General features: G+C 65.4%; 25 protein-coding genes. 17 read left to right on the top strand and 8 right to left on the bottom strand.

What is annotated here, in order from left to right:
• Positions 1–107 precede the first annotated feature (107 nt).
• The 4 genes from N687_RS0109290 to N687_RS0109275 all read left to right on the top strand — a co-directional run bounded on the left by N687_RS0109290 (position 108) and on the right by N687_RS0109275 (position 3,782).
• The gene (locus N687_RS0109290) at positions 108–668 is read left to right on the top strand and encodes a dihydrofolate reductase (RefSeq protein ID WP_051663584.1); all 561 of its coding nucleotides are present in this window, start codon (positions 108–110) and stop codon (positions 666–668) included.
• Positions 669–753: 85 nt separating this feature from the next.
• Positions 754–1,416: a LytR/AlgR family response regulator transcription factor gene (locus tag N687_RS0109285; RefSeq protein ID WP_035462123.1), complete on the top strand. Its 663-nt coding sequence runs from the start codon at positions 754–756 to the stop codon at positions 1,414–1,416.
• A gap of 646 nt (positions 1,417–2,062) precedes the next feature.
• The gene (locus tag N687_RS0109280) at positions 2,063–3,577 is read left to right on the top strand and encodes a succinate CoA transferase (RefSeq protein ID WP_029421595.1); all 1,515 of its coding nucleotides are present in this window, start codon (positions 2,063–2,065) and stop codon (positions 3,575–3,577) included.
• A gap of 4 nt (positions 3,578–3,581) precedes the next feature.
• Positions 3,582–3,782 (top strand): carboxymuconolactone decarboxylase family protein, encoded by a 201-nt coding sequence (locus N687_RS0109275; protein WP_051663105.1) that lies wholly within the window; start codon positions 3,582–3,584, stop codon positions 3,780–3,782.
• Between the two features lie 66 nt (positions 3,783–3,848).
• On the opposite strand, the gene N687_RS0109270 is transcribed toward N687_RS0109275, so the two are convergent.
• From N687_RS0109270 to N687_RS0109255, 4 genes are all read right to left on the bottom strand, one after another.
• On the bottom strand, positions 3,849–4,295 hold the full coding sequence (locus N687_RS0109270; protein WP_029421593.1) for a hypothetical protein: 447 nt from the start codon (positions 4,293–4,295) through the stop codon (positions 3,849–3,851).
• 589 nt (positions 4,296–4,884) lie between these two features.
• The gene (locus tag N687_RS0109265; RefSeq protein ID WP_029421592.1) at positions 4,885–6,096 is read right to left on the bottom strand and encodes a sugar ABC transporter permease; all 1,212 of its coding nucleotides are present in this window, start codon (positions 6,094–6,096) and stop codon (positions 4,885–4,887) included.
• Entirely contained in the window at positions 6,093–6,884 is a 792-nt protein-coding gene (locus tag N687_RS0109260) for an ATP-binding cassette domain-containing protein (RefSeq protein WP_231493446.1), read from the bottom strand. The genes N687_RS0109265 and N687_RS0109260 overlap by 4 nt, the downstream gene beginning before the upstream one ends.
• Positions 6,885–6,983: 99 nt before the next feature.
• Entirely contained in the window at positions 6,984–8,105 is a 1,122-nt protein-coding gene (locus N687_RS0109255) for a sugar ABC transporter substrate-binding protein (RefSeq protein WP_231493445.1), read from the bottom strand.
• A gap of 212 nt (positions 8,106–8,317) precedes the next feature.
• On the opposite strand from N687_RS0109255, the gene N687_RS0109250 reads away from it, so the two are divergent.
• The gene (locus N687_RS0109250; RefSeq protein WP_029421589.1) at positions 8,318–9,514 is read left to right on the top strand and encodes an ROK family transcriptional regulator; all 1,197 of its coding nucleotides are present in this window, start codon (positions 8,318–8,320) and stop codon (positions 9,512–9,514) included.
• Positions 9,515–10,197: 683 nt separating this feature from the next.
• On the opposite strand, the gene N687_RS0109245 is transcribed toward N687_RS0109250, so the two are convergent.
• Entirely contained in the window at positions 10,198–11,412 is a 1,215-nt protein-coding gene (locus tag N687_RS0109245) for a multidrug efflux MFS transporter (protein ID WP_029421588.1), read from the bottom strand.
• 244 nt (positions 11,413–11,656) lie between these two features.
• On the opposite strand from N687_RS0109245, the gene N687_RS0109240 reads away from it, so the two are divergent.
• From N687_RS0109240 to N687_RS0109230, 3 genes are all read left to right on the top strand, one after another.
• Positions 11,657–12,133 carry a flavin reductase family protein gene (locus N687_RS0109240; protein WP_029421587.1) on the top strand — a complete coding sequence of 159 codons (477 nt, stop codon included), beginning with the start codon at positions 11,657–11,659 and terminating at the stop codon, positions 12,131–12,133.
• A gap of 264 nt (positions 12,134–12,397) precedes the next feature.
• On the top strand, positions 12,398–14,464 hold the full coding sequence (locus tag N687_RS0109235; RefSeq protein ID WP_029421586.1) for a carbon starvation CstA family protein: 2,067 nt from the start codon (positions 12,398–12,400) through the stop codon (positions 14,462–14,464).
• Between the two features lie 13 nt (positions 14,465–14,477).
• Complete coding sequence (locus N687_RS0109230; RefSeq protein WP_029421585.1) at positions 14,478–14,672, top strand: YbdD/YjiX family protein; 195 nt, start codon at positions 14,478–14,480, stop codon at positions 14,670–14,672.
• A gap of 88 nt (positions 14,673–14,760) precedes the next feature.
• On the opposite strand, the gene N687_RS0109225 is transcribed toward N687_RS0109230, so the two are convergent.
• The gene (locus tag N687_RS0109225; protein WP_029421584.1) at positions 14,761–15,927 is read right to left on the bottom strand and encodes an MFS transporter; all 1,167 of its coding nucleotides are present in this window, start codon (positions 15,925–15,927) and stop codon (positions 14,761–14,763) included.
• 204 nt (positions 15,928–16,131) lie between these two features.
• Here N687_RS0109225 and N687_RS0109220 point away from each other — a divergent pair, with 204 nt between their 5' ends.
• The 8 genes from N687_RS0109220 (at position 16,132) to N687_RS0109185 (ending at position 23,896) form a co-directional block, all read left to right on the top strand.
• Entirely contained in the window at positions 16,132–16,659 is a 528-nt protein-coding gene (locus tag N687_RS0109220) for a MarR family winged helix-turn-helix transcriptional regulator (RefSeq protein WP_231493444.1), read from the top strand.
• A gap of 116 nt (positions 16,660–16,775) precedes the next feature.
• Positions 16,776–17,660 carry a complex I NDUFA9 subunit family protein gene (locus N687_RS0109215; protein ID WP_029421582.1) on the top strand — a complete coding sequence of 295 codons (885 nt, stop codon included), beginning with the start codon at positions 16,776–16,778 and terminating at the stop codon, positions 17,658–17,660.
• Positions 17,661–17,812: 152 nt separating this feature from the next.
• On the top strand, positions 17,813–18,775 hold the full coding sequence (gene sdaAA / locus N687_RS24395) for an L-serine ammonia-lyase, iron-sulfur-dependent, subunit alpha (RefSeq protein ID WP_197029252.1): 963 nt from the start codon (positions 17,813–17,815) through the stop codon (positions 18,773–18,775).
• Complete coding sequence (sdaAB, locus tag N687_RS24390) at positions 18,772–19,440, top strand: L-serine ammonia-lyase, iron-sulfur-dependent subunit beta (protein WP_029421580.1); 669 nt, start codon at positions 18,772–18,774, stop codon at positions 19,438–19,440. The genes sdaAA and sdaAB overlap by 4 nt, the downstream gene beginning before the upstream one ends.
• Before the next feature lie 68 nt (positions 19,441–19,508).
• Positions 19,509–20,981, top strand: coding sequence for a cytochrome P450 (locus N687_RS0109200; protein WP_081841674.1), 1,473 nt, complete (start codon positions 19,509–19,511; stop codon positions 20,979–20,981).
• Positions 20,982–21,049: 68 nt separating this feature from the next.
• Positions 21,050–22,408, top strand: a complete 1,359-nt coding sequence (locus N687_RS0109195) for a M20/M25/M40 family metallo-hydrolase (protein ID WP_029421578.1) — start codon at positions 21,050–21,052, stop codon at positions 22,406–22,408.
• 67 nt (positions 22,409–22,475) lie between these two features.
• A complete protein-coding gene (locus N687_RS0109190) occupies positions 22,476–23,258 on the top strand; it encodes a kanamycin nucleotidyltransferase C-terminal domain-containing protein (RefSeq protein ID WP_029421577.1) in 783 nt (260 codons plus the stop codon).
• A gap of 104 nt (positions 23,259–23,362) precedes the next feature.
• A complete protein-coding gene (locus N687_RS0109185; protein WP_029421576.1) occupies positions 23,363–23,896 on the top strand; it encodes a hypothetical protein in 534 nt (177 codons plus the stop codon).
• A 246-nt stretch (positions 23,897–24,142) separates the two neighbouring features.
• On the opposite strand, the gene N687_RS0109180 is transcribed toward N687_RS0109185, so the two are convergent.
• On the bottom strand, positions 24,143–24,523 hold the full coding sequence (locus N687_RS0109180) for a hypothetical protein (protein ID WP_051663104.1): 381 nt from the start codon (positions 24,521–24,523) through the stop codon (positions 24,143–24,145).
• A gap of 133 nt (positions 24,524–24,656) precedes the next feature.
• Entirely contained in the window at positions 24,657–25,316 is a 660-nt protein-coding gene (locus tag N687_RS0109175) for a CBS domain-containing protein (protein ID WP_029421574.1), read from the bottom strand.
• Positions 25,317–25,455: 139 nt separating this feature from the next.
• Here N687_RS0109175 and N687_RS0109170 point away from each other — a divergent pair, with 139 nt between their 5' ends.
• A complete protein-coding gene (locus N687_RS0109170) occupies positions 25,456–26,508 on the top strand; it encodes a PfkB family carbohydrate kinase (RefSeq protein WP_029421573.1) in 1,053 nt (350 codons plus the stop codon).
• Positions 26,509–26,535 lie beyond the last annotated feature (27 nt).

The following is a 26,535-nucleotide window of genomic DNA, read 5'->3' as shown; positions in this document are numbered from 1 at the left end:
ACCGCGGGCTCGATCCGTTGGTGCGCCCGGCCGGTGCTGCTGAGGGGCGCGCCGAGGGCCGTGATGCGGGGCACGGGGCGATGCGTGCCGCGGGCGCGGATGGTGCCGTGGCCACATCGGCCAGCGCCGACCCGGTCGAGGGTGCGGGGGCGCGGGCGCCGGTCGTGAGCCTGCTGGTGGCGTACGCGCGAGGCCGGGTGATCGGCAAAGACGGCCGCCTGCCCTGGCACCTGCCGGCCGATCTGCGCCACTTCAAGCGCCTCACGCTGGGCCACACGGTGGTCATGGGCCGCCGGACGTACGCATCCATCGGGCGGCCGCTGCCGGATCGGCGCAATGTGGTGCTCTCGCGCGATCCCGCGTTTCACCCCGATGGCGTCGAGGTGGTGCGCTCGGTCGAGGAACTGGAGCGGGCGCTGGGGCTGGACGGGTCCAGGCCGGGCGAGGAGGTGTTCATCATCGGCGGCGAGCAGCTGTTCCGCCTGTTCTTGCCGAGGGCGGGGCGGTTGTATATCACCGAGATCGATCTCGATGTCGACGGCGACACCTTCTTCCCGGCCTGGGACCCGTCGGCGTTCAAGCTGATCGATGCCCGGCAGGGCGTGGTGGACGAGCGCAACCCGTATCCGCACCGGTTCTTGGTGTACGAGCGGATCGATCGCCCTTGACATCCATCCCTTGGCGCTTCGCAGCCGGTGGGATGTCCACTATACTGAAGGTGGACGGGGATTCCCGCAGGTGGGGGCGTCGATCATGCAAGATGTGCCAGTCTTGTCGGAAATTGAACAGGTGCTCGCGGAATGGATCCCGCCGGCCGCGTCGGTGGCGTTGGCGGTGGAGGATGCTTATGTCCGGTACAAGCCGGGCGAATGGGATATCCGCCTGAAGCCGGGGGACCCGGTGCGCACGGGCAGTGTGGCGGCGCACGTGCTGCAGTTGGGCCGCCGCGTGGAGACGGACGTGGACGAGCGGGTCTACGGGCTTCCCTACCATGGTAAGGGCTATCCGCTGCATGCGCCGGAGGGGCGGCGGGCGGCACTCGTCGTCATCCTGCCCCAGCAGGATCCGCGGGCGGTGTCGCCGAGGCGCGTGATCGTCGGCCGCGATGGCGAGGTGTGGCGCCCCATTCCGGTGGAGGACATCGCCTGGTTCGAGAGCTACGACAAACGGACCTGGCTGTACACCCCGCACGGCAAGTTCACCACGATCTATACGTTGAGCGCCCTGGAAGCCCAGTTGCCTGAAGGGATGTTCCTGCGCATCCACCGGTCTTTCCTGGTCAACATCCACTGGATCCACACCATCTCCAGGGATATCCACGGTGCGCTGCTCGTGGAGATTCGCCATCCGTTCGGACAACGCCTGCCTGTGGCCCACGGCTGCACTCGCCGCGTGCGCGAGGTCCTGGGGTTTTGAGGGGTGCCGGCGGATTCGGTCGGACCGGGCTTATGCTCCTCTTCTGCGCGGACGCGAGCCGGTCCACCCAAGTCCGGTCGGACCTGCGGCGGTCCCAGAGGGGGCCGGGAGGTGGTTGAGGCCGGGCGGTGATGCGGAACTTGGCCACGCTGCGCGGGTCTTCGGGGCCGGGTTGTTATGCCGCAATTTCTTACTAATCCCCGGGGTTTGGGCCATCGGTCGCGATGCAGGGGCCGGTTTTAGCCAGGTTGTCGTATTAAATCGGCCACTCGACTGGTCGAACCGCACGATTTTGTACGACAATCTGGCTTAACTCCCCTGATTCCATCAGCCGCAGGAGGCCAATGTAAGGGTGAGAGCCGCAAAATCGGATAAGCCGGCGGCACGGAGGCGTAAAGGACGTACTCGTGTTCCGTATGTCAGAACTGCGTTCCGTCACCACATCCTCCGAAATCTCCCCGATACGAGTCATTCATCCCCCATATCCAACGTTCATCGCGAAATACGGCGTTGTATCCAAAATCAAGGACAAGCTCGCGGCGTTCGTCATACGATGAGAACACAAACTGCGTATGCGCTTACACGAGGCACGGGGCAAACGAGAGAGCACGGGCCATCATGGATATACATCCAAGGGGGAATCGGTATGCTGGAGGCGCGCATCCGCAACGCCGCCGTCCGATCCCGCATCGCCGCGGCGGACGACGTGCAGGGCTGGATCCGGGACGGGATGACCATCGGCGTCAGCGGGTTCACCAAATCGGGTGACGCCAAGGCGGTTTTGAAAGCGTTGGTACGGCGGGTGGAGCGAACAGGCGAGCGCCTGCGCATCCGGCTTTTGTCCGGGGCCTCGCTCGGTGAGGTGGACGCGCTCTTGGCCGCGCACGATCTCGTCGACCTGCGCGTGCCCTACCAAAGCGACGCGACCATGCGCCGGACCATCAATGGCGGCGAGACGGGATACATCGATCAGCACCTGAGCGAGACCGCCGAATGGGTCCGCGCCGGGTACTGGGGCGACATCGATTTGGCCATCATCGAGGCGGCTGCGATCACGGAGGACGGCGGCATCATCCCCACCACCTCGGTGGGCAACAGCCCGGTGTTCGTCGAGCGGGCGAAGCGGGTGATCGTGGAGTTGAATCCGTCCATCCCCGCCGAGTTCGAGGGCTTGCACGATATCTACCTGCCGGAGGCTCGGCCCAACCGGAAGCCCATCCCGATTATGGGCGTGCGCGATCGCGTGGGCACACCGTACATCCCCTGCCCGCCGGACAAAATCGCGGCGGTGGTGGTGTCGGAGGAGCGCGACACGCCGTCCGCGCTCACGAAGCCGGACGCCGAGACGGAGCGGATGGCCGGGTACATCCTGGAGTTCTTGCAGCACGAGGTGCGCCACGGGCGGCTGCCGGAAGGGTTCGGCCCGCTGCAGAGCGGCGTCGGGTCGGTGGCCAACGCCGTCTTGGCCGGCCTGAAGTCGGCGCCGGTGCGGGACCTGGAGGTGTACACCGAGGTCATGCAGGATGCGGCGTTTGAGCTCATCGATGCAGGCGTGGTAAAGGCGGCGTCGTCCTGCTCCTTCACCTTGTCGGAAGAGATGCACCGGCACGTGCTGGCGAATTTCCAGCGGTACCGGGACAAAGTGGTGCTGCGCCCGCAGGAGATCTCCAACCACCCCGAGGTGGTGCGGAGGCTCGGCGTGATCGCCATCAACGCAGCGCTCGAAGTGGACGTGTACGGCAACGTGAACTCGACGCACGTGCAAGGGACGCACATGATGAACGGGATCGGCGGGTCGGGCGACTTCGCCCGTCATGCGGCGCTGTCGATTTTCGTCACCAAGTCCACCGCCAAGGACGGCCGCATCTCGTGCGTGGTGCCATTCGTCTCTCACGTCGATCACACGGAGCACGACGTGGACGTCCTGGTCACGGAACGGGGCCTGGTCGATCTGCGCGGGTTGCCGCCCCGGGCGCGGGCGAAGGCCATCGTGGATCACCTGGCGCACCCGGACTACCGGGACGCGCTGCGGGACTACGTGCGCCGTGCGAGCGCCCGCGGCGGGAACACGCCGCACCTGCTCGAGGAGGCGTTAGGCTGGCACGTGCGCTACCGGGAGACCGGGGACATGCGCCAGCGGATCGCGATGTTGGCGGATTGATCCCGTGGCCTGGACTGAGGCGGTCACCAACGTGTGGGATGGCCATGTTCCGGATGAGGTGTACGAATTGGCTAGGAGCCAGTTCAGTGAAGAAGAATTGGTAAACCTGACCATGTCGGTCGTCGCCATCAATGGATGGAATCGGTTGGCCTTCAGCATGCGGGCTGTGCCGGGCACGTATTCGCCCGCGAAACGGAGCGAATAATGCCGGACCGGGCTTGGGCGGAGCGGCTCGCGTCAGCGCAGGAGCAAAGACCAAGGCCGGTCCAACTTACCTCCGTTTGCCGCCATGGAATACGAGGCGAACGTGATCGAGCCCGTGTTTCTGAAACTCCTGCTCATATTGCTCCTTGCGGCGCCACAGCTTCATCTCCATCTCCTTGGTGAACTCCTGATCAGGCCCCGCCTGGGTCATCACGTCGCGATACGCGAGGTGATGCGACAGCACGTCCCAGAACGTCTCCTCGTCGTACTCGTCGATGATCGGGAACAGCGCGTCCTCCATCGCCTGGTTGGCGTGGTGCACGCCGCACTCGTCGCAGAACTCCACCCAGTCTTCGGCCCCGAACTGGCTGGCCATCGCGTAAATGTAATCCGCCGTCTCCTGGATGGCCCGGCGGCGGGATTCGTCCATCTCCGTTCCGTTCACCAACCACTCGCCGAGAAACATGAGGACGAGCAGATTCCGGTACTGCTCTTTGGTCAACTCGATCTGCACACGTGGTCACCTCGCAACTCCGCATCGCGGCAATGCGCTGTCGCACGCCCTCGATGCGCCTGTCGATCCCGCGGGACAACGGGATCGCGACGCCATCCATTTTACTCGCTTGATGGCCCGTATGCATGTGTGTCCGAGAAGGAGGCCCGGCTCATTGGGCGCGCTCGTGGTGCGCCCCTGCCTGGAGACGGATGATGCGTCCCCTGGAGGCGCTCAAGGTGCGTCCCTGGCGGGCCTTACGAACCGTTTCGATGCTATCGCGGGCCCGGACTCGTACGATAACATCCGATTCGGCCTTAACGTTGACCTGCGTGGCATCGATAAGGTGGAGCCGTTGCGTTATCCGAGGTTCGTGGCGTTCCACGGCGCCCAGTTAAGTCTGTTTCGGTTGCTATCGGCTCGGGGGCGGGGCGCGGTAAGTACGAATTGGTCGCTATGTCCTTTCTCCGGCCGGAAGTTAAATCGAAATTGTGTTTACCGCTCGGGGCGTTCGATCCCGCCGCTCCCCGACAGCCTCCCGCGCCTCCAAGTCGGTCAGCCTTCGGTGAACCGAAGGGGAGAGGAAAGGGCGGGCCCAACCGGGCCCGCCCTACCGTCCCGCACGCTGGCGGCGGCGGCGCGTGAGGGTGTCGATGGTGACCGCGATGAGCAGGATTCCACCCTCAATCATGTACTTGGTGCTGGAGGGGGCGCTCAACAGGTCCATGCCGTTCTCGACGCTGCCGATGACCAGCGCGCCTGCGAGGGCGTTGTACACGCTGCCGCGGCCGCCGAAGAGGCTCGTGCCGCCGATGACGGCCGCCGCGATGGAGTCCATCAGGAGGTTGCCGCCGCCGGAGGCGGGCGATGCCGAGCCCAGGCGAGACGCGCCGAGGATGCCCCCGATGGCCCCCATCACCGAGGCCAGGGTGAACACCGCCATGCGAATGGTGCGCACGGGGATGCCCGCCCGGCGCGACGCTTCCGCATTGCCGCCGAGCGCGTACACGTGGCGGCCGAATTGGGTCGACTGCAGGACGAAGCCGAAGAAGACCACAAAGATGAGCAGGATCAGGCCCATCACCGGTACGCCGCGGTAGCTGTTGAGGACCAGGACCACGATGGCCGCGACGACGGCCGTCAGGAGGATCCGCACGCCGGCCGAAGCCCCGCTGGCCGCGTCGAGCCCGCGCAAGGTCCGATCGTGGCGCGTCCGCGACACGTTCCACGCCACGCCCGCGACCGCCACGGCCGCGAGCACCCAGCCCAGCCAGGCGGGGAGGTAGGACGACGCGATCGACAGCAAGAACTTGTCCGAAATGGGCACCGTCCCCTCCTGGCCGAGCATGGCGAGGAGAATGCCCTGGTAGCCGAGCGATCCCGCCAGTGTCACGATGAACGACGGCACACCGATGTAGGTGACCCACCAACCCTGGAACAGCCCGATGACCGCTCCAGTCAGCACGGCGGCGAGAAGGGCCAGCCAAGCGCTGACCCCGGCCACGGAGAGCTGCACCAGGACCCCGGCAGCGACGCCGCTGACGGCGGCGATGGAGAGATCGATCTCGCCGAGCAACAGGATGAACGTCTCGCCGACGCCGAGCATGCCGATGGTCGCGATCTGCAGGACCAGGTTCGACAGGTTGCGGCTGCTCAGGAAGTGGCCGTTGATGGACTGGAACACCAGCCAGATGACGACCAGGCCGATGAGGACTGGGATAAGGCCGAGTTCGCCGGATCGAATCCGAGAGCGCCAGGCGTCGAGGAGGCTCGCGGAGTTCCGCTCCTTCTCCCCGGCCGGCGGGTTCGTCGTTGAATTCATGCTCCGCTCACCTCCGCCGCTGCGCCGGTCATGACGGCCACCACGTGCTCCCGCGTGACCGACGCCTTGTCAAAAACCCCCGCCGTGCGCCCGAGGCGCAGGACGGTGATGCGGTCGGCCACTTCGAACACGTCGTGCATGTTGTGCGAGATGACGATCACGCCGAGCCCCTTGGCCTTCAACCGCAGGATGAGGTCCAGCACCTGGCGGGTCTGGGCGACGCCGAGCGCGGCCGTCGGCTCGTCCAGGAGCACCAGCTTCGATCCCCACAGGACGGCTCGCGCGACGGCCACCGTCTGCCGCTGACCGCCAGACAGGCTGGCGACGGGGGTGGACAGGGCCGGCAACCGGATGCCGAGGCTGTCGAGGACCGGCTTGGCCTTCTCTTCCATCGCGGACTTGTTCAGCAGGCGCAGGAAGGGGGGCACCAGCGGGCGGGTGATCTCCCGGCCGAGGAACAGGTTCGATACGATGTCGAGGTTGTCGCACAGGGCCAGGTCCTGGTAGACCGTCTGGATGCCGTATCGCTCCGCCGCTGCCGGGCTGTCGATGTGGGCTTCCTGGCCGTCCACGAAGATGCGGCCCTCGTCCGGCGTCTCGACCCCGGAGATGATCTTGATGGTGGTCGACTTCCCGGCCCCGTTGTCGCCGACGAGGGCGACCACCTCGCCGGGATACACGTCCAGTGAGACGTCCGTCAGGGCTTGGACCGCGCCGAACGACTTGCGCAGATGCTCGACGCGCAACACCGGCGTGGCGTCAGGTGCCTGCCGGGCCATGGATTGCATGATGCTCCCCCCCAAAGGAGCCGGGGGCTGCCAGGGCAGCCCCCGGACGAGTATGGATGCGGTGCACCGTGACCACGTGACCGATCACGGCTCAGCCGATCACGACTTGGCGGCGTTGATCTTGTCCATGGTGGTGTACCCGTCCTTGATGACGGTGTCCTGGATGTTGTCTTTCGTCACCACCACCGGCGTCAGCAGCACGGACGGGACGTCCTCGGCGCCGTTGTTCACCTTGCCGTTGATGAGGCTGGCGTCCGGCTGCTGGCCGTTCGCGAGCGCGACGGCGAGTTTCGCGGCCGCCTCCGCCTCCTGCTTGACCGCCTTGTACACGGTCATGGACTGCAGGCCCTGCAGAATGTTGTGCAGCCCGGCGTCGGTCGCGTCCTGGCCCGTGACCGGGATCTTGCCGGCGAGGCCCTGGGCGCGCAACGCCTGGATGACCGCCCCGGCGAGGCCGTCGTTGGCCGCCAGCACCGCGTCCACCTTGTTGTTCAGCTGGGTCAAGGCCTGCTCCATCTCGCGCTGGCCGTTGGCGGGCAGCCAATCCGGCGTGTACGTCTCGTAGCCCTTCTTGAGGGTACCGTTCTTGAACAGCGGATCGAGCACATCATGCGCACCCTTGGCGAACAGGAGGGCGTTGTTGTCCGTCTGCGCACCGTCGATCATCACGACCGTCCCGCCCTTCGGCGTGTGGTCCGCGATGTACTGGCCCTGCAGTTGGCCCACCTTTTCGTTGTCGAAGGAGACGTAGTAGTCGACCTTGGCGCCGGTGATCAGGCGGTCATACGAGATCACCTTGACGCCCGCCTGCTGGGCCTCGTTGACGATGGCCGCGGCGGCCTTGGAGTCGACCGGATCGAGCACCAGGACCTTGGCACCGTTGGTGATGGCGGCTTCGGCCTGCTGCTGCTGCGTGGTCGCGTTGCCCTGCGCGTTGTTGTAGATCACCTTGATGTTCGGCGCGAGCTGTTGCACCGTCTGCTCGAAGTCCGGGCGATCCTGGGTCTCGTAGCGGGCCGAGGTGGCCGTCTCCGGCAGGAGCAGCGCGATGGTGGCCCCGCTGGACGAGGTGCTTCCGGTGGTGTTGCCGGCCGTGTTGCTGCCGGCGGTGTTGTTCGCCGATCCGCCGGTATTGCCGCCATTCTGCCCGCAGGCGCTGACGGCGAGCGGAAGGGCGAGCAGGAGGGCCATCGCAGTGGCCTTGGTCTTCCTCTGAAACACGTGACATCCCCCTTTTGTAATCGCTTACTCAAGTGGCACAACCAAAATGAAGCCGAACAGGATGCTAGGGCGTTGCGCCGACTTTGTTTATAGCATAAACTTTGTTTCGGCAGATTTCAATCACCAGTTTTGGGGTATTCATGGGGACGCAAAATTGGGAATGGAAGCTTGCAGTCCGCGTGGATGCGCAGACCTGGAAGGGCGGGACGAGGATGGCGATGGTGATCGACGCCGCGGAGATGCGGCGGCGCAACAAATTGACGGTGTTGAACGCGATCCGCAACCATCCCGGGATCTCGCGGGCGGCGTTGTCGGAAGCGACCGGCATGAACAAGGCCACCGTTTCGTCTCTGGTGGCCGAGCTGATGGAGGAGCAGTTTGTGGTGGAAGTGGGGCCCGGATCGTCCACGGGCGGCCGGCGGCCCATCCGCCTTCAGTTTCACGCGGGCGCGGCATACAGCATCGGAGTCGATGTGCAGATTCACTCGGTCCGGCTCGTGCTGTGCAATCTCGATCACGAAGTCGCCTGGGAACGCCTGCTCCCAATGGAACCCGCCTCGATGTCGAGCGACGAACTGGTGTCGCAGTTGGCGGATTCCATCCGCCAACTGATCGACGGAGCGCCGAAGAGCCCGCATGGGGTCATCGGGATCGGCATTTCGCTGCCCGGGCTTGTCAACTACCGGACCGGGTACATCCACTACATCCCGAACATGGGCATCCGCGACCTGCCGCTCGCCGACATCCTGCAGTCCGAATTTCGCATTCCGGTGTTCATTGACAACGACGCGAACTGCGGGGCTTGGGCGATGTATCGCGAGCATCCGGCGGTCGAGAGCTTGGTGTTCGTCAACGTGGGCATCGGCATCGGCGCGGGATTGGTGTTGGACGGGCAGTTGTACCGGGGGTTCGCGGGCCTCGCTGGCGAGTACGGGCACATGACCATCGATCCCATGGGGCTTCGCTGCTCCTGCGGCAACCGCGGGTGTTGGGAGCAATACGCCTCCGAGAGCGCGCTGCTGGCGTTGTGGAACGAGGTGTACGCGCGTACGGATGATGGCCTGCGCTGTACCGGCTTCGACGTGGTTCCGCGGCTCCTCGAACGCGCGCAAGCCGGAGACGAGAACGCCGTGCGGGCCTTCGCCCACATCGGCCACTACCTGGGCGTCGGCTTGGCCAACATCGCGAACACCCTGAACCCGGAGCTGATGGTCATCGGAGGACGCCTGGCGGCCTCGGAGCGGTTCGTCCGCGAGGAACTGGAGCACACCCTGCGGTCCCGCGCCCTGCCGGTGGCCCGGGACGTGCGCCTCGCGATGGCCGAGGCCAGCGTCCAGGCCGTCGGTGCCGCCGGTATTGTCGCCGAGGAGACGCTGCTGCGGACGGGCGACGTCGCGGGTGGGGGATGATTCGGGGATGGGGTGGCGCGGGTGATTCAGACGCGTGCTGAGGCGCGGCGGAGGGGGGACTGCAGGGAACTCGGTGTATGAAAATTGACTTTGTTGTATACTCATACAAAGTGCAACCTGCTGACCGGCCTGGTTACCAACCGAATGGTGCCACATGATTCTGGGTGCGGTGGGGCCGGGGCGCTCGGGGGTAAAACGACCAAGTGGTAAAATACGATTTGATGGTATCCGTCCATGGTCGTGGGGAGATACACACCGTTTTGGTGTTATCTCACCCGGGGCCGATGGGATAACGTAGGAAACTTTATTTATCGAGGTCAACGACGGCCTCAGCGGGCCCGGGTAAATTGAAAACTGTTCGTATGTGTGCCCCAAGCCGTGCCCATAAATACGAATCCGTTGCTGTCCCCTCACGGGCCCAGTCCAATAACGACATTTCGTTCACAACCGCCTTCACAAACCTGCCCGTGGGCCCCCCATTCCACCCATTCGTAACCCATTCGCCCCCCATTAACCACCCATTGATCCCCCATTGACAACTCATTCCGGCCCATGCCGCGCGGTGTCCAGTGCAAGTGGAAATCAACAGGCGAACTAAAGGGGTCACGAAGGGGCACTGAGGGATGTGGGGAGCCGATAAGGCCCACCGCCGTGCTCAACAAGGGTGAACCGTGTCCGATGCCTCAGGCGGACGGGTGCGGGACGGCGTGGTGTTTATTGTGGTGGTCGCGCGTGCTGGCGAAGACCAAGAGGGCGTTGAGCAACATCAGCGCGGCGGTGGAAAAGAATACGTAATGAATGCCAAAGGCGGCCGCCATTTGGCCCCCCAGGATCGAACCACCGATGTTGCCCAGATACTGGGCGGACTGGTTGTAGCCGAACACGCGACCGGACAGCGCTTCAGGTGCGCTGCGTTTGACGATCGCGTTGATGGAAGGCAGCAGGCCGGCACTCGCCAGACCGAGCAGAAAGCGCAGGCCCATCAGTTGCCACGGCGAGGTGACGAACGCCTGGGGGATGAACACCAGGCCCGCAATCACCAGGCAGACCATCAGGACGCGCTGGGGACCGACGTGATCGGACAGCTTGCCGAGCCACGGCGCGGCCAACACGTTCGCGATCCCGGCGGCGGCCACGACGCATCCGGCGATGAGTGCGATGTGGCGTGACGGGCCGGTCAACTGGGAGACGTAGACGGTGACAATGGGCTGGATGGACATCATCGCCAGCTGCAGGGCGAAGGTGGATGCCATCATCGTGACCACCAGCCGCGGGTTCGGGACCATGCGCCACACCTCGCGCCAGGGCACTGCCGCCTTTTTCGACGGCTTGAATTCCTCCTTGACGAGGAACAGCGTGATGGAAAACGCGATGAACATCATGAGGCCGGTGGCAAAGAAGACGTTGCGCAACCCGATGACCTCGGCCAGGTATCCGCCCACCAGGGGACCAATGAGGTTGCCGCCCACCGTCCCTGTGGAGAGGGTGCCGAGGGCCCATCCGGCGTGATCGCGGGGGGTCTGCGTGGCCACCAGCGTGATCGCCGCCGCGATGTAGCCGGAGACCGAACCCATCAACAGCCGCAGCGCCGTGAGTTCATAAACGTTGTGGGCGAACCCCATCAGCGAACAGATGATCGCCATGCCGAGGCTCGCCCGCAAGAGCATCAGTTTTCTTCCCTTTTGATCCGCGATGCGCCCCCAGACGGGCGAGACGATGGCCGACATGAGAAAGGTCGATCCGAACGCGAGCCCGGACCAGCGCTCGACGGCCGCCGTGTCGTGGACGCCCAGCAACTGGATGTACAAAGGCAGAAACGGCACGATGAGGCTCATCCCAGTGGTGGTGGCAAAACAACCGAACCAACACACAAACAGATTTCGTTTCCATAACGGCATGGCGAATCACTTCAATCTGGGAAAATTTCAGGTCACGAATGATTTTACCCTCAAACCCATCAGACGACAAGAGAGGTTTGTTCCAGCTCAACGTGACGCGGGAGCGGTCGGTGTGGCGGCGTGATCGAGCCCGCCCTTTGGACTATCATGGTGACACGAGCATCCGCCCAAACAGGATGCACGACGCCCTGCGCCGTCATTCGGGCGCCGGGCGCGAATCCGTGAGGAAAGGGAGGCATTCGGAGTGGACGAACAAGCGAAGAAGACCGCACTGCGAGGCATCACGTACGGGTTGTACGTCATCGGCACGAAGGTGGGGGACGACGTCAACGCGTTCACCGGCAACTGGGTGACCCAGACCTCGTTCACGCCGCCGCTGGTGGCCATCGGGGTGAAGAAGGGCACCGCGTCCTGCGACGGGATCCGCGAATCGGGCGTGTTCTCCGTGAACGTGCTGGAGACCGGGCAGAAGGACCTCGCCTTCCAATTCTTTAAACCCGTCTCCCGGGTCGGCAACAAGTTCGGCGACGTGGAGTTCTACACCGCCACCACCGGCAGCCCCATCTTGAAGGATGCGCTGTCATGGTTCGAGTGCCGCGTGACCGACACGGTGGACCGGGGCGACCATGTCCTGTTCGTCGGCGAGGTGGTGGACGCGGGCGTGCATCGCACGGGCGATCCGCTGACCCTGCGCGAGCTGGGGCTGTTCTACGGAGGTTGACGCCGGAGGTTGACGCGGCACGCGACCAGCCGGAAGACGGGGGTGCGGAAGCACCCCCATCGGCCCCAGCACCCCCACTGCCCCTGCAGTCTACCTGCGAATTGGCACGCTCCCGGAAAGGGATAGCCAAAACGTTCAGAATCTCCCGCGCCATGTGTTCAAAATCCTGGTTGTGATGTCGAAAGACAGCGAATATAATCTATGTAACCGGGCGAACCAATCTTCAGTTTTGTATGGCGAAAAACAAAAAGGAGGAAGGGGAATTTGGGGAAGAAAGCGGTTTCAATCGCCGTATGGACCGTGATCTCCATCCTCGGCGCCATCGCGTTCGCCACCTTGGCGTGGCATCGCGGTGAAACCGTGTCGGCGGCTTGGATGGTCATTGCCGCTGTGGTCACGTATTCCGTCGCCTATCGGTTTTATAGCAAATTCATCGGTTACCGAGTCTTTGGACTGAATGACGGCCGTGCCACGCCCGCACAGGTGCTCAATGACGGTAAGGACTTCGTCCCGACCAACCGGTGGGTGTTGTTCGGCCACCACTTCGCCGCCATCGCCGGTGCCGGCCCGCTGGTCGGGCCCGTGCTCGCCGCCCAGATGGGTTATTTGCCCGGTACCCTCTGGATTCTCATCGGCGTCGCCTTGGCTGGCGCGGTGCAGGACTTCGTCGTCCTGATGGGGTCCATGCGCCGGAACGGCAAGTCGCTCGGCCAGATGGCCAAGGATGAGATCGGACCCGTGGCCGGTGTCCTCGGCGCGCTCGGCATCTTCAGCATCATGATCATCCTCATCGCCGTGCTGGCGATGGTCGTCGTCAACGCGCTCAAAGGATCGCCCTGGGGCACGTTTACCATCGCGATGACCATCCCCATCGCCCTCATCATGGGCCTGTACATGCGCTTCGTCCGCCCGGGCAAAGTGCTGGAAGGATCGCTGATTGGGCTCGTGCTGTTGATCCTGGCGCTCATCGGCGGCCAGTCGGTGGCCAACTCTTCGCTCGCCCAGTACTTTACCTTCAGCGGCCAAACGCTCGCCATCCTGATGATGATCTACGGCTTCGTCGCGTCAGTGCTGCCGGTGTGGCTGCTGTTGGCGCCGCGCGACTACCTGAGCTCGTTCCTGAAGATCGGCACCATCTTCTTGCTCGCCGCCGGCATCCTCTTGGTCATGCCCGACCTGAAAATGCCCGCGGTGTCGCGTTTCGTCGACGGCACCGGGCCGGTGTTCGCGGGTCCGCTGTTCCCGTTCCTATTCATCACCATCGCCTGCGGCGCCGTCTCCGGTTTCCACTCGCTGGTGTCGTCCGGGACCACGCCGAAGATGCTGGAGAAGGAATCGCACGCCCGCTTCATCGGCTTCGGCGGCATGCTCATGGAGTCCGGCGTCGGCATCATGGCGATGATCGCGGCCTGCGCGCTTGATCCGGGCGTGTACTTCGCGATGAACGCTCCCGCCGCCGCCATTGGGACGGACGTGGCAAACGCCGCACACGTCATCAGCAGCTGGGGCTTCGCGCTCACGCCGGATCAGATGACGAACCTCGCCAAAGAGGTCGGCGAAAAGACGCTGCTCTCCCGTACCGGCGGGGCGCCGACACTCGCGGTCGGAATGGCGAACCTGTTCTCCCACTTCTTCGGCGGGTTCATGGCGTTCTGGTACCACTTCGCGATTCTGTTTGAAGCGGTGTTCATCCTGACCACCATCGACGCCGGTACCCGCATCGGCCGGTTCATGTTGCAGGATCTCATCGGCAACGTGTATAAACCGTTCGCGAACACCCGCAACTACGGGTTCAACGTCATCGCCTCGGCGATCACGGTGGCCGGCTGGGGCTACTTCCTTTATCAGGGCGTCACGGACCCGTACGGCGGCATCAACTCGCTGTGGGCCTTGTTCGGTATCGCGAACCAGATGCTCGCCGGCATCGCGTTCGCGGTCGTCACGACCATCCTCATCAAGATGGGCAAGGCGCGCTACAGTTGGGTGACGATTGTGCCGATGATCTGGCTGCTTGTCACCACCCTCGGCGCTGGCCTGATGAAGGTGTTCTCGGGCGATCCGAAGATCGGCTTCTACGCGCACGCTGCCGGGATTCAAAAGGCCATCGACGCCGGCAAGGTGGTCGCGCCGATGAAGGACATGGCGCAGATGCACGAGGTCGTGTTCAACGATCACCTGGACGCCATCGTCACCCTGATCTTTGTCGCCGTCGTCGTCTTGGTCGTCTTGGCAGCGCTGCGCATATGGTATAAGGTGTTGTTCAAGAAGGAACGAATTGCCCTGCACGAGTCGGAGTTCGTTCCGGCACAGAGCGTGTCTGCTCACGCGTGAGGAAGGATGCGTCATGAATAATCTGATAGCTGCCTGGAAGCGTCTGAACACCCACATCAAGACCATCTTCGGGATGCCGAACTATGAGCGGTACCTGGAGCATCACCGCCAGGCGCATCCCGGGCAGACGCCGATGTCCGAACGCGAATATTATATGCATTGTCTGAAAGAGCGCTACGAGAGCGGCAAAGTCACCCGCTGCTGTTAAGCGGGAATGTCCGCCCGGGTGGCGGCAGACGGGGAACAGGGGGATCGCCGGGACGTGCGAGACACGCCGGTGGATCCCCCTTTCCCTTTTACACAGACCGCAGGGCGCTGCGGCCGGAGAGGAGGACGAGGACGCTGAGCACGACGCCCGCGGCGCCCATGTAGAACGGGATGCTCGGGCCGAACCACTCCGCCACCTTGCCCGCCAGCCAGGGGGCGACCGCGCCGCCGACGAAGCGCACAAAACTGTAGGCGGCCGAGGCCACGGGGCGTTCGACGGGAGCGGCCTCCATCACCGCGGTGGTGATGACGGTGTTGTTGATGCCGAGGAACGCGCCCGCCGCGATCACCATCGCGATGAGGATGCCGCGCGATCCGGTGTGGGTGGCCATGACCAGGAGATCGGCGGCAATCAGGGCAAGCATCGCGAGCATGGTCGGCACCGTGCCGAGGCGGGACTGGACATGCGGGGCGACGAACACCGACGTGATCGCGAGCAGCACCCCCCAGCCGAAAAACACGTACCCGAGGCCGTGCGCGTCCATGTTCAGGACGAACGGCGTGTATGCCAGCAGGGTGAAGAAGCCGAAGTTGTACAGCAGCGCCGTCAGGCCCATCGTGAGGAGGGCCCGGTGGCGAAGGGCCCGGATGGGATCGAGCAGCGACGTGACGTGATCCGGTCGCTCCAGCGGAGGCAGCATCGCGAGGATGGCCACGAAGCCGATGGCCATGAGGACGGCGACACCGTAAAACGGGCCCCGCCAGCTGATGCTGCCGAGCTCTCCGCCGAGCAGCGGGCCCACCGAGATGCCGAGGCCGAGGGCGGCCTCGTACAGGATGACCGCCCCTGCGGTGCCGCCGCTCGCGACGCTGACAATGACGGCCAGCGCCGTCGCGATGAACAGAGCGTTGCCGAGACCCCATCCCGCACGCGACCAGACGATCCCGGAGATGCTCCCGGAGGCGCCGGCGAGGGCGGAGAACAGCACGATGAGAAACAGGCCCGACAGCAGCGTCCGCTTCGGCCCGATGCGGCTCGACACCGCGCCGGTGACGAGCATGGCCAGACCCGTGATGAGTTGGTAGCTGGTGAACAACAGCTCCACTTGGCTCGGCGTCGCGTGCAGCTTGTCGCGGATGGCAGGCAGGATTGGGTCCACCAGCCCGAGGCCCATGAACGCGACCACGCAGGCGAACGCCACCGCCCATACGGCCTTCGGTTGCTTGAGCAGGTTGACCTCTGCCTCCCCATGCACGTGCGGAGCATTCGTCGGAGCGGGTGCTTTCTGGCGGTCGCCGTGGGGGGCGGGTGCGGCGTGATCGACCGAAGTTTCGACTTGCACGAGGATTCCCACCTTTCCATCCGGATTGAAGGCGCAGGCAGGTTTGAAATCGGAATTCAATAGTTGTAGTATACAACCATTCATCGGATCGTCAAGGCCGCTGGAGGAGGGATCATGATGGAAGGGCCGAAACAGCCGGGGCCTCAGCCGATGGACCCGATCGCGCAGATTGAGCAGGCCATCGCGCTGCTCATCCGACGGGCGGACACGGCGCGCACGTTCGATCCGCGCGCGGCCATCCTGGAGCGCTCGGCGTACCTCTTGATGAACCGGTTGGATCACCAGGGCCCGATGTCCATCCGGGCCTTGGCGGATGCGTTCGTGCTCGACATCTCGACCGTCAGCCGGCAGGTGGCCGCCCTGGAGTCGAAGGGATACGTGGTTCGGCACGCCGATCCAGAGGATGGTCGGGTGTCCCTCCTGCAGCTGACGGACGCCGGTCGCGAGCGGTTGGCGCAGGCCCGGATGGGCCGGCGGGCCATGTACAGCGATCTGCTGCAGGGGTGGACGCCGGAGGAGCGGGCCCGGTTCGCCGAGCTGTTGGTGAAATTCAATCAGACGGTCGCGCACGTGTACGGACAGCCACAGGAGGGGCAGGCGCACTCGACAAAACCGTCTGACAACAGTCATAATCAAGAGGAGTGAACGGCCACAGGCGAGCCCGCGGGGGTGCGCATCCCGGTTCGGTCGCGCCGTCCTGCGGACGGCCGGTCCGTGACACGGGCGCGCTGCGATGCGGCCGACAGGGCAGGTGAGCGGGTGTGCGCGTGTTCGTCACAGGCGGGACGGGCTACGTGGGGGTCCCGGTGGTGAATGCCCTGGTGCGAGCGGGGCATAAGGTGGTCGTTTTGCAGCGTCCGGGGTCGGTGCGGCCCCTGCGGCGGGCGGACGTGGAGATCGTCACCGGGGAGGTGACGGACGAGGCGGCCCTTGCGGTGGGCATGTGGGGCTGTGACGCCGTCGTGCACCTGGTCGGCATCATCCGCGAGATGCCGCGCCGCGGCGTGACCATGCAGCGCATGCACGTGGATGCGACCCGCGCCGTGCTGGCCGCGGCCCGTCAGGCGGGGATCGGCCGGATGGTGCACATGAGCGCCCTCGGGGCGCGGCCGGACGCCGTGTCGGCGTACCACCGGACCAAGTGGGCCGCCGAGGAGGCCGTGCGGGCCAGTGGCCTGCGCTACACCATCTTCCGGCCCTCCGTGATCTTCGGGCGCGGCGGCCCCGGGCCGGAGTTCGTCGGTCAGCTGGCGGACCTGGTGCAGTCGGCCCCGGTGGTTCCCGTCATCGGTGACGGAAGCTTCCCTCTCCAACCGGTGGCTGTCGAGACGGTGGCGGAGGCGATCTCGCAGGCCGTCGCGTCCCCCAGGGACGCCGCGTACGAGCTGGGTGGCCCGGAGGTCCTCACGTACCTGGACATCCTTCGCCGCATCGCCGCCGCACTAGGCCGCCCGCTGCGGACGGTGCGCGTGCCCGTCGGCGTGATGCGGGCCATGGTTCCGATCCTCCAACGGTTTCCTTCTTTCCCCATCACCCAAGACCAACTGACCATGCTGCTCGAAGGCAACGTGTGCACAGACCCGGACGCCGCATACCGGGATTTCGATCTCGCGCCCGTGCCATTCACCGTCATCCTGCCGGGGTGATCCTGTTGCTCTCCGCACGCCTGTGGCTTAGGATGGAGCAGGAGCGGCGGGCGCCGGGCGAGGGGGCGCCCTGAGAGCGCATTCATGGCGGCCCCCGTCGGGTTGGTGCTGGAGACGGACCCGCGGGGCGATGGCGTGTTGGAGGGGTTTTGGTGGCGTTCACACATCTGCACGAGTTGATCCGGATGGCCAACGAGCGCGGCCTGACCATCGGACGGCTGATGCTCGAAGTGGAATCAGAAGAGACGGGGCGGTCGAAAGAGGAGATCTTGGCGCGCATGGCCCGCCAGTTCGACGTCATGGAGGAGGCGGTGCGCAAAGGCACGCGCGAGCCGGTGATGACGCGAAGCGGCATCACGGGCGGCGACGGGCACCGCATGTACGAGTACCTGCAACGGGGGCAGAGCTTTGTGCACCCCGACACGCTGCGGGCCACGGCGTATGCGCTCGCGGTGTCGGAGGTCAACGCCGGGATGGGGCGGATTGTGGCCACGCCGACGGCCGGATCGGCAGGGATTCTGCCGGGGGTGCTGGTGGCGGCCCTGGACAGCGGGCGCTACCGGCGCGAGGAGCTGGTGATGGCGCTGTTGACCGCGGCTGCGATTGGCCTGGTGATCGCCAACTCGGCGTCCATCTCTGGTGCGGCCGGGGGATGTCAGGCGGAGGTCGGATCGGCCACGGCCATGGCGGCGGGCGCCCTGGTCGAGCTGGCGGGCGGCACGCCGGAGCAGGTCGGGCACGCGGTGGGCCTTGCGCTGAAAAACTCACTCGGCCTGGTGTGCGATCCCGTGGGCGGCCTGGTGGAGGTGCCGTGCATCGTGCGCAACGGCCTGCACGCCATCACAGCGATGACGGCGGCCGACATGGCGCTGGCGGGGGTGCGCAGCATCATCCCGCCGGACGAGGTGATTGCGGTAATGCACCAAATCGGCAAGGACATGCCGGTGTCGCTGCGCGAGACGGGCATCGGCGGCCTCGCGGGCACGCCGACGGGCAAGTCGCTGCGGGAGAAGGTGTTCGGCGATCGCGCGGCCCCGCGGGGCGCGGAGGCGGCGTGCCGGGAACCGGCCGTGGCCGGGAGGACCGGTGAGAGAAGTCGGGGGGACGAGTCGTGAAGTACCAGAGCGCGTTTGACATCATCGGGCCGGTGATGGTGGGGCCGTCCAGTTCGCACACGGCAGGGGCGGTGCGGATCGGGAACATCGTCCGGCAGGTGCTGGGGGAGGCGCCGCGGCGGGTGAAGTTTGAGCTGGCGGGCAGCTTCGCGGAGACGTACCGCGGCCATGGCACGGATCTCGCGCTGTTGGCCGGGGTGCTGGGGTTGCCGACGGACAGCGAGGACATCCCGAACGCGGAGCAGGTGGCGGCGTCTCACGGCCTGCAGTACGCGTTCGCGAAGGTCAACCTCGGCATGGTGCATCCGAACACGGTGCTGGTGACGGCGACAGGGGACACGCACACCGTGCAGGTTTTGGCCAGCTCCATCGGTGGCGGCAAGGTCGAGGTGCAGGAGCTGGACGGGCTGCCGCTGAAGTTCTCGGGTGAGCGGCCGACGTTGATTTTGTACCATGAGGATCGCAAAGGGTTTCTCGCGACGGTTTCGCGCATCCTCGACGCGAGCGGCTACAACATCGCCCGCCTGGCGCTGGAGCGGCGCAGCCGCGGCGGGGAGGCCGTGACGGTGTGCGAGGTGGACGAGCCGGTGCAGGAGGATCTGGTTCAGGCGCTGCGCAGCTCGATCCCGGTGCTGCGCGACATCCGGCTGGTATACGTGGCGTAGAGATTGAAGGGGGACGGGGCGCTACGGCGCTTGCACGGCAAGGAGGGTTGCGGATGGAGGACCTTCCGATGACAAGGGGTACAGGCGGCCCGGCCACACCGGACCGCTCAGGCCCGCCGCTGGATGCGGGCCATATCCCGGGGCCGCCCGGTCACTGGCTGCTCGGCCACGTGGGCGCGTTTCGGACCGACGCGCTCGGGTTCCTGACACAGGTGCGCGACACATACGGCGATGTGGCCCAACTTCGCTTCGGCAGGCGGCGCGTGTTCGTGCTCGCGAATCCGGCGTACATCCGAGAAGTGCTTGTCGAAAAGCCCGGGGCGTTCCGCAAGGACCGGGCGCTGCAGTTGGCGCGCCGGGTGCTCGGCGACGGCCTGTTGACGAGCGAGGGAGAGACGCACCGGCGGCACCGGCGCATGATGCAGCCCGCATTTCACGCCCGACAGGTCAGCCGCTACGCCGACGCGATGGTGGAGGCTGCGGAGCGGTTGGCGGAGGGGTGGCGGGACGGCGAGGAGCGGCTGCTCTCTCGCGACATGATGGACGTGACCCTGCGCATCATCGCGCGGACCATGTTCGGGTACCAGGTTCCGGAGGAGACCGAGGAAATCGGGCGGGCGATCGACACCGTGATCGAAGCCGTCATCGCCGATACACTCGCACCCGTGCGGCCGCCCGACTGGTGGCCATCGCGGCGGCGGCGTGCGGTGAACCAGGCCATCCGGACGCTGGACGGGGTGGTCTACCGCATCATCGGCCAGCGCCGTAAGGCATCTGAGGCGATGGCCGGTCCTGAGTCCGCCGCGGATGAGGGACTGCCCACTGGGGTGGCGGGCGGTGACCTGCTCTCCATGCTCCTCGCGGCGCGTGATGAGACGGACGGCAGCGGGATGACGGACGCCGAGGTGCGCGACCAGGTGATGACCATCTTCCTCGCGGGCCACGAGACGACCGCGAACACCCTGTCCTGGACGTGGCACCTGCTGGCGCATCACCCGGAGGCGGAGAGAAAGTTGCACGCCGAGCTGGATCGGGTGCTCGGCGATCGCGCGCCCACCCTGGACGATCTGCCGCACCTGCCCTACGTCACCTGTGTGGTACGGGAGTCTATGCGCCTCCTGCCGGCCGCTTGGACGCTCGGCTACGAGGCCGTCGAGGATGTGACCATCGGCCCGTGGCGCTTCCGCCGTGGCGATACGCTGCTGATGAGCCAGTACCTGATGCACCGGCACCCCAAATACTTTGAAGAGCCGGACGCCTTTCTCCCTGAGCGCTGGGAGAACGACTTCATCAAGACGCTGCCGCCCTTCGTGTACTTCCCGTTCGGCGGTGGGCCTCGCGTGTGCATTGGCAACCAGTTCGCCCTGCTGGAGGCGCAGCTGCTGGTCGCTGCGTTCGCCCGCCGGTGGCGCTTTGAGGAGCTGGCGGAGCCGATCGTGGTGCCGCAGCCGCTGATCACGCTTCGCCCCCGGTACGGGATCCGGATGCGGGTGTGGGCTCGTCACACATCCGGCGGAGCCCAGGACGCCTCCGCTGGGTGAGGTGTCCGCGCCAAACGCCCGTCAGGCGCTCGCACGCGCAGAGCGATCTATACAAAGGACGTGAATCCATGGAGAACCTCTCAGCCTTGTTGACCGAACGTCGCGACGAATACTTGGAGGCACTCTTCACCCTCCTTCGCCAACCGAGCATCAGCACGCAAAACGTCGGCATGGAGGCGTGCGCCGAGTGGATCGTCCACTTCATGCGATCCTGCGGCCTCGATGCCCGCCTCATGCCGTCCGACGGGTATCCGATGATCTACGGCGAGCGCATCCGGGAGCCGGGGGCGTTCACGGTGCTCATCTACGGACACTATGACGTGCAGCCGCCCGATCCGCTGGAGGCGTGGATCTCGCCGCCCTTCGAGCCCACTCTCCGCGACGGCCGCATCTACGCGCGCGGGGCGGGCGACAACAAGGGCCAGTTCATGGCCCAACTGTTGGCCATCAAAACGTACTTGGACGCGTTTGGGGAGCTGCCGGTCAACGTGAAGGTGCTGCTCGAGGGCGAGGAGGAGACGGGCAGCCCGCACCTGGATGGGTTCGTCGATCGCCACCGCGATCTCCTGCGGGCCGATCTCGTCTACACCTCGGATGGCCCGATGCACGACAGCGGCGCGCCAATTGTCCTGCTAGGGGTGCGCGGGATGCTGTACGTGGAGCTGACGGCGCGGGGCGCGGCGTGGGACAACCACTCCGGGAACAAGGGCAACATCGTCCCCAACCCGGCCTGGACCTTGGTGCACCTGCTCGGGACGATGAAGGGCGCGGACGGCCGCATCTTGATTGAAGGATTTTACGATGACGTCCGCCAACCGACGGAAACGGAACTGGAGCTGTTGAAGTCGTTGCCGTACGACCGGGATCGAGTGGCGAAACAGATCGGCTACCCGGCGCTGGATTTGGACGGACCCACGTACTATCGCAAACTGTCGCTGGAACCGACGCTCAACATCTGCGGCTTCCACAGCGGTTACGGTGGCGAGGGCAGCAAGACCATCATCCCGGCGACGGCGACGGTGAAGATCGACATGCGCCTCGTGGCCGATCAGGATCCGGACGACATCTACCGGAAGTTCTGCGATCACGTTCGCCGCCATGCCCCGGATGTGGAGGTGCGCCACCTGGGGGCGATGCGTCCGTCGCGGACGCCGGCGGACCTGGATGTGGTGCGGGTGGTCACCGAGGCGGTGCGCACGGCGTACGGGATGGATCCGGTACTCCAGCCGAGCCTCGGCGGCAGCCTCCCGGACGCGGTGTGGACGAAGACGCTCGGCGTGCCGTCCATCATCGTGCCGTACGCGAACTTCGACGAGGCGAACCATTCGCCGAACGAGAACATCGGGATCGACAACTTCTTGGGCGGCATCCGCTGCACGTGCCACGTGCTGCACACGTTGGGGCGTTTCGCGGGGACCGTCGGATGAAGGGTGAAGGCTGAGGACGCGAGTGACTGCGGTACGGTCGGGCGAACCGGGGGGGTGGAGGGAACCTGTGTCTGACGCAGCTGATGATTTCCTCGACTGGAAACCGAAGCTGTTTTCCACGGCGGATCGTCTGACCGTGGCCAGCGAAGTCCTCGCGCGGCTCCAGGCCCGGTATGAAGACCGATTGGCTGCCGTGGCGTTGGAAGGATCGACGGCGAAGGGGATGGATCGTCCTGAATCGGACCTGGAGCTGCGCGCCATCTTCCACGGCGACGTGCCGCACCGTTGGTACGCTTTCTTTCACCACGGCCTGTTCGTGGGCATCAGTTACACGTCCGTAGCAGCGGAAGAGGCGAAGGCGCGGGAGGTCACCTACACGTGGCCGGTGACGGGCGACGCCGTGTGGACCGCACGTGTCCTGTACGATCCCGCGGACGTTTACGGATTACTCCGTGCGTTGGCTGCCGAGGCGGAGGCCCGGGCGGATTTCACGGAACTGGCGCGTGAGGCCCTGACGGATATGTACGAGCACGTGTACAAGGTGTTCGCTGCACACCCGGACGACATGATGACAGTGGCTGCGGAAGCCCGCGGGATCGCCTACTGGGCCGCGATGGCGGTGGGATTGGTCAATCGGCACCGCTACCTGTCCAGCCGGGCGCTGTACGCGGAAAGCATGACGCTGCCCTCGCGGCCCGCCCACTACGCCGACGCGCTGCCGGAATTGCTGTCGCTCGCGACGACGGCGGATCGCGTTCGGCATCACGTGTCGCTGCTGTGGCAGAGCACACGGGCATGGGCGCGGGAGCTGGGCATCCGTCTGGACGACGACGATTTGGCGGGCGTGTGAATCTGGCGGCGCCGGCCAAGCCCCGCGTGCGGCGCCCGTTGAGTCCATGTGAGGGCGCCCATTCACGCCATGCGCATGGACGACGCGGGAAGGAGTCAACAGCCATGCGGAATTCTATTTATCAGAAGATTTGGTCGTTTGTGCGCATCCCGGAAGAGGTGGTGCGTGGGATGCTCCGCGCCGAGCGGCGGGGTGCGACACGGCTGGGGAGGTTAGGGAGGCTGGGCAGGTTCGGGCTGGCCGTGTGTGCGCTCGGGATCGCGACGGGATGCGCCGTAGGCGAGTCCGGTCCGAATCAACCACAGACCTTCTCGACGGTAGCCTTGCATCGCACCGCGGAGGAGAATCTGGGGGCGGCGTGGCGGATCGATCTCCAACCGAGGCTAGACGCGACGTCTCCGACGGGCTGGGACTATCGGGCAAATGTGGCGTATGTGGGTCCGTCGAAGGCGGAACACGTGGTCATCCACACGGGAAATGCCGGGGTGACCGAGCAGGAGTTGCGGCCGGGTGATTCGCTGTGGGTGGAGGCGTGGCTGCACGATGCGCGTTCACCGATCCGCGTGGATCTGACTTGGGACGAGTGGGGTCAGACCCAGCACGGGTGGGCCGAGTACGATGTGCGGGCGGAGCGGTAGGGGAACGGCCGGAGACCCTGGTGTTAAGCCGCAACGTCGTACTAAACGCCAGGGTTCTGATATGTCAATGGAGCGGATGAGGCGGGTTTTAGCTGAGTTGTCTTACAAACTTGGCCAGTTGGCCGGCTTGGAGAGCCGTTTTTGTACGAGAACTCGGGTTAACCGGTCGGGCTGAATGATTTCAGGACTGCCGAATTCAAACTGAAAGGTGCAAAATCGTATAATCCACCGGAGAAGTCGGCGGAGTCAGTGTCCATTCGGTTCGTACACCCCAGTCTCCACGGCCTTGACGTAGCCCCCTTCCTTCGTTTGCACGGCAAAGGCGGCGTCGGTGGGCACGCCCGGGATGGCGAAAAGGCGCGTTCCGACAGGAAGTCCATTGGAGAAGGTCCCATTTGGGCGCGACGTCTCGTCGTCCGACGATTGGGTCACCTGTCCGATGGGCTGGCCGATCTCGGTCACCGCTTCCCCCGTGACCCTGTACGTGTGACCCTTCCAGATCACGAGTTCATAGGGCCATGACGCCGCGGTGCCGGAGGAAGGCGGCCCACCGGCCGGCGGCGATAGACCTGGCGCACACCCGGTCAGCGCGAGTGTGACGAGGATGAGCAACATCTTCCGCTTCATACCTTCGCCCCCTCTATCCGAATGGACGTGGAAGGGGATCGATCCGTTTCGGACCGGGGCGACCGCCTGCCCGGCGCCCCGGGAATCCGTCGGCCGCCTCCTCGGCACCGGCGCCCCAGTGGGGCCGGCAAGATCATGCGACCGTGTCGTCGTGGCGGGTCACCTGGATCACGTGGAATCCCGCGCGCTCCAGCTCGGTCACCAAACGGTCCAGTGCACCTGTGGGGCGGACCTTCAGCAGAATGCGGCGGTTGAGCGCGTCCCGGCGGGCGTCAAACGTGACGGCGGTGACGATGTTCAAGTCCAGGCGGTGGGTGATGGTGAAGAGCCGGTGCAACGCGCCTTCTATCTCGGGCGCACCGACGAGCAGTCGATCCGCCGGTTGCCCGATGGCAAACGCGATGCCGAGGGCGTGCTGGATGTCTCCGCGCTTGACGATGCCGAGGAGCTTTCCTTCGGCGACAATGGGCACAAACGGGTGGCGGATGATGATGTCGAGGGTGTCCTCGAACGGATCGTCGAGCGCCAGCGTCCGGATGCTGTCGTCGATGCACGGTGCGACGGGCTGCTGCAGAAACGACGCGAACGGATCGGTGCCACCGGCCGCGCTCCGGTACCTGCACAATCCTTCGAACAGGGTGCGCTTGCTGACGATGCCGGCGAATGTGCCGTCCTCACGCACGCACGGCAGGCTGAGGTGCTCCTCCAGCTTGGCCAGGGCAGACGCAACCGTCTCCTGCGGGGAGACCACGGTGAGCTCACTCCGAGGCGTCAGGCAATTGCGAATAAACACCAGCCACACCTCCCAAAGACCCCAGGATAACGGTAGAATACAGGCAAAGCAGACATTTTTCTACTGGCCGGACGCAGGCGGTTGGGGCGGATGGAGGCATCCTGCGGATGGGCGTGATGAAACGGGAAGGTGAAGGCAGATGTACGACGTGATCGCGTTGGGGGAGGCGCTCATCGATCTCGCGCCCCTGGGCGCGCTGAGCGCAGATGCTCAAGCCGGCCCGGTGGACGAATCGGCCGCGGCACCCGCCCCTGGGGACGCCGCTGGGGCCAGCACCTTGCCGGGGTCTCCCGTCTACGCGGCTCACCCCGGCGGGGCGCCCGCCAACGTGGCGGCAGCGTTGGCGAAGCTGAACCGGAGCACTGCATTCATCGGAAAGGTGGGCCATGACGGGTTCGGCCGCCTCGTGGCACAGACGTTAAAAGGGTGCGGGGTGGACACCACCGGCCTGGTGTACGCGGAGGGGGTCCCGACGACCCTCGTGATCGTGGATCTCGCTGACGACGGTGAGCGCAGCTTCACCTTTCACCGGAACCCGGGGGCTGACAGCACGCTCGCGCCGGACGAGGTACGGTTCGACCTCATCCAGAATGCCGAGGTGTTCCATTTCGGTTCGGTGTCGTTGACGCGAGACCCGGCGCGCACCGCCACCCTGCGGGCGCTGGCCCACGCGAAGCAGTGCGGGCGGTTCATCTCCTTCGATCCGAACGTCCGCCTGGCCCTCTGGGACACCCCGGAGGCGGCGCGGCAGACCATCCTCTCCTGCCTTCCGGAGGTGGACCTGCTGAAGGTGTCGGAGGAAGAGCTCGACTTCCTCACCGGGGACGCGGATCCCGAGCGCGGAACGGCGCAGCTGCTGCGTGAATACGACGTCGGGATCGTCTTCGTCACGCTGGGGAAGGACGGGTGTTTCTACCGGCTTCACCAGGAAACGGGGTATGTCCCGGCGCCTGCGGTGCAGGCTATCGATACGACGGGGGCGGGGGATGCCTTCGTGGCCGGGGTGTTGTCCCATCTCTCGGATCCCAACCTTCGATCCCGCTTAAACCGGGACGCCCTGGCGTCGATCGCCCGCTTCGCCAACGCGGTGGCGGCCCTTTCCACCACGAAGACCGGCGGCATCCCCGCCATGCCCGCACGGGAGACGGTCGAGGCGTTTCTCCGCAACACCGGCGAGCGTCCGCAGTTGTGACGCAGGGTGCGGTGCGGGCGTGCAGGG

Source organism: Alicyclobacillus macrosporangiidus CPP55, from assembly GCF_000702485.1.
GTDB classification, from domain to species: domain Bacteria; phylum Bacillota; class Bacilli; order Alicyclobacillales; family Alicyclobacillaceae; genus Alicyclobacillus_H; species Alicyclobacillus_H macrosporangiidus_B.
Note: the sequence above shows the minus strand (reverse complement) of the source record. Positions and strands in the feature narration are given on the sequence as shown.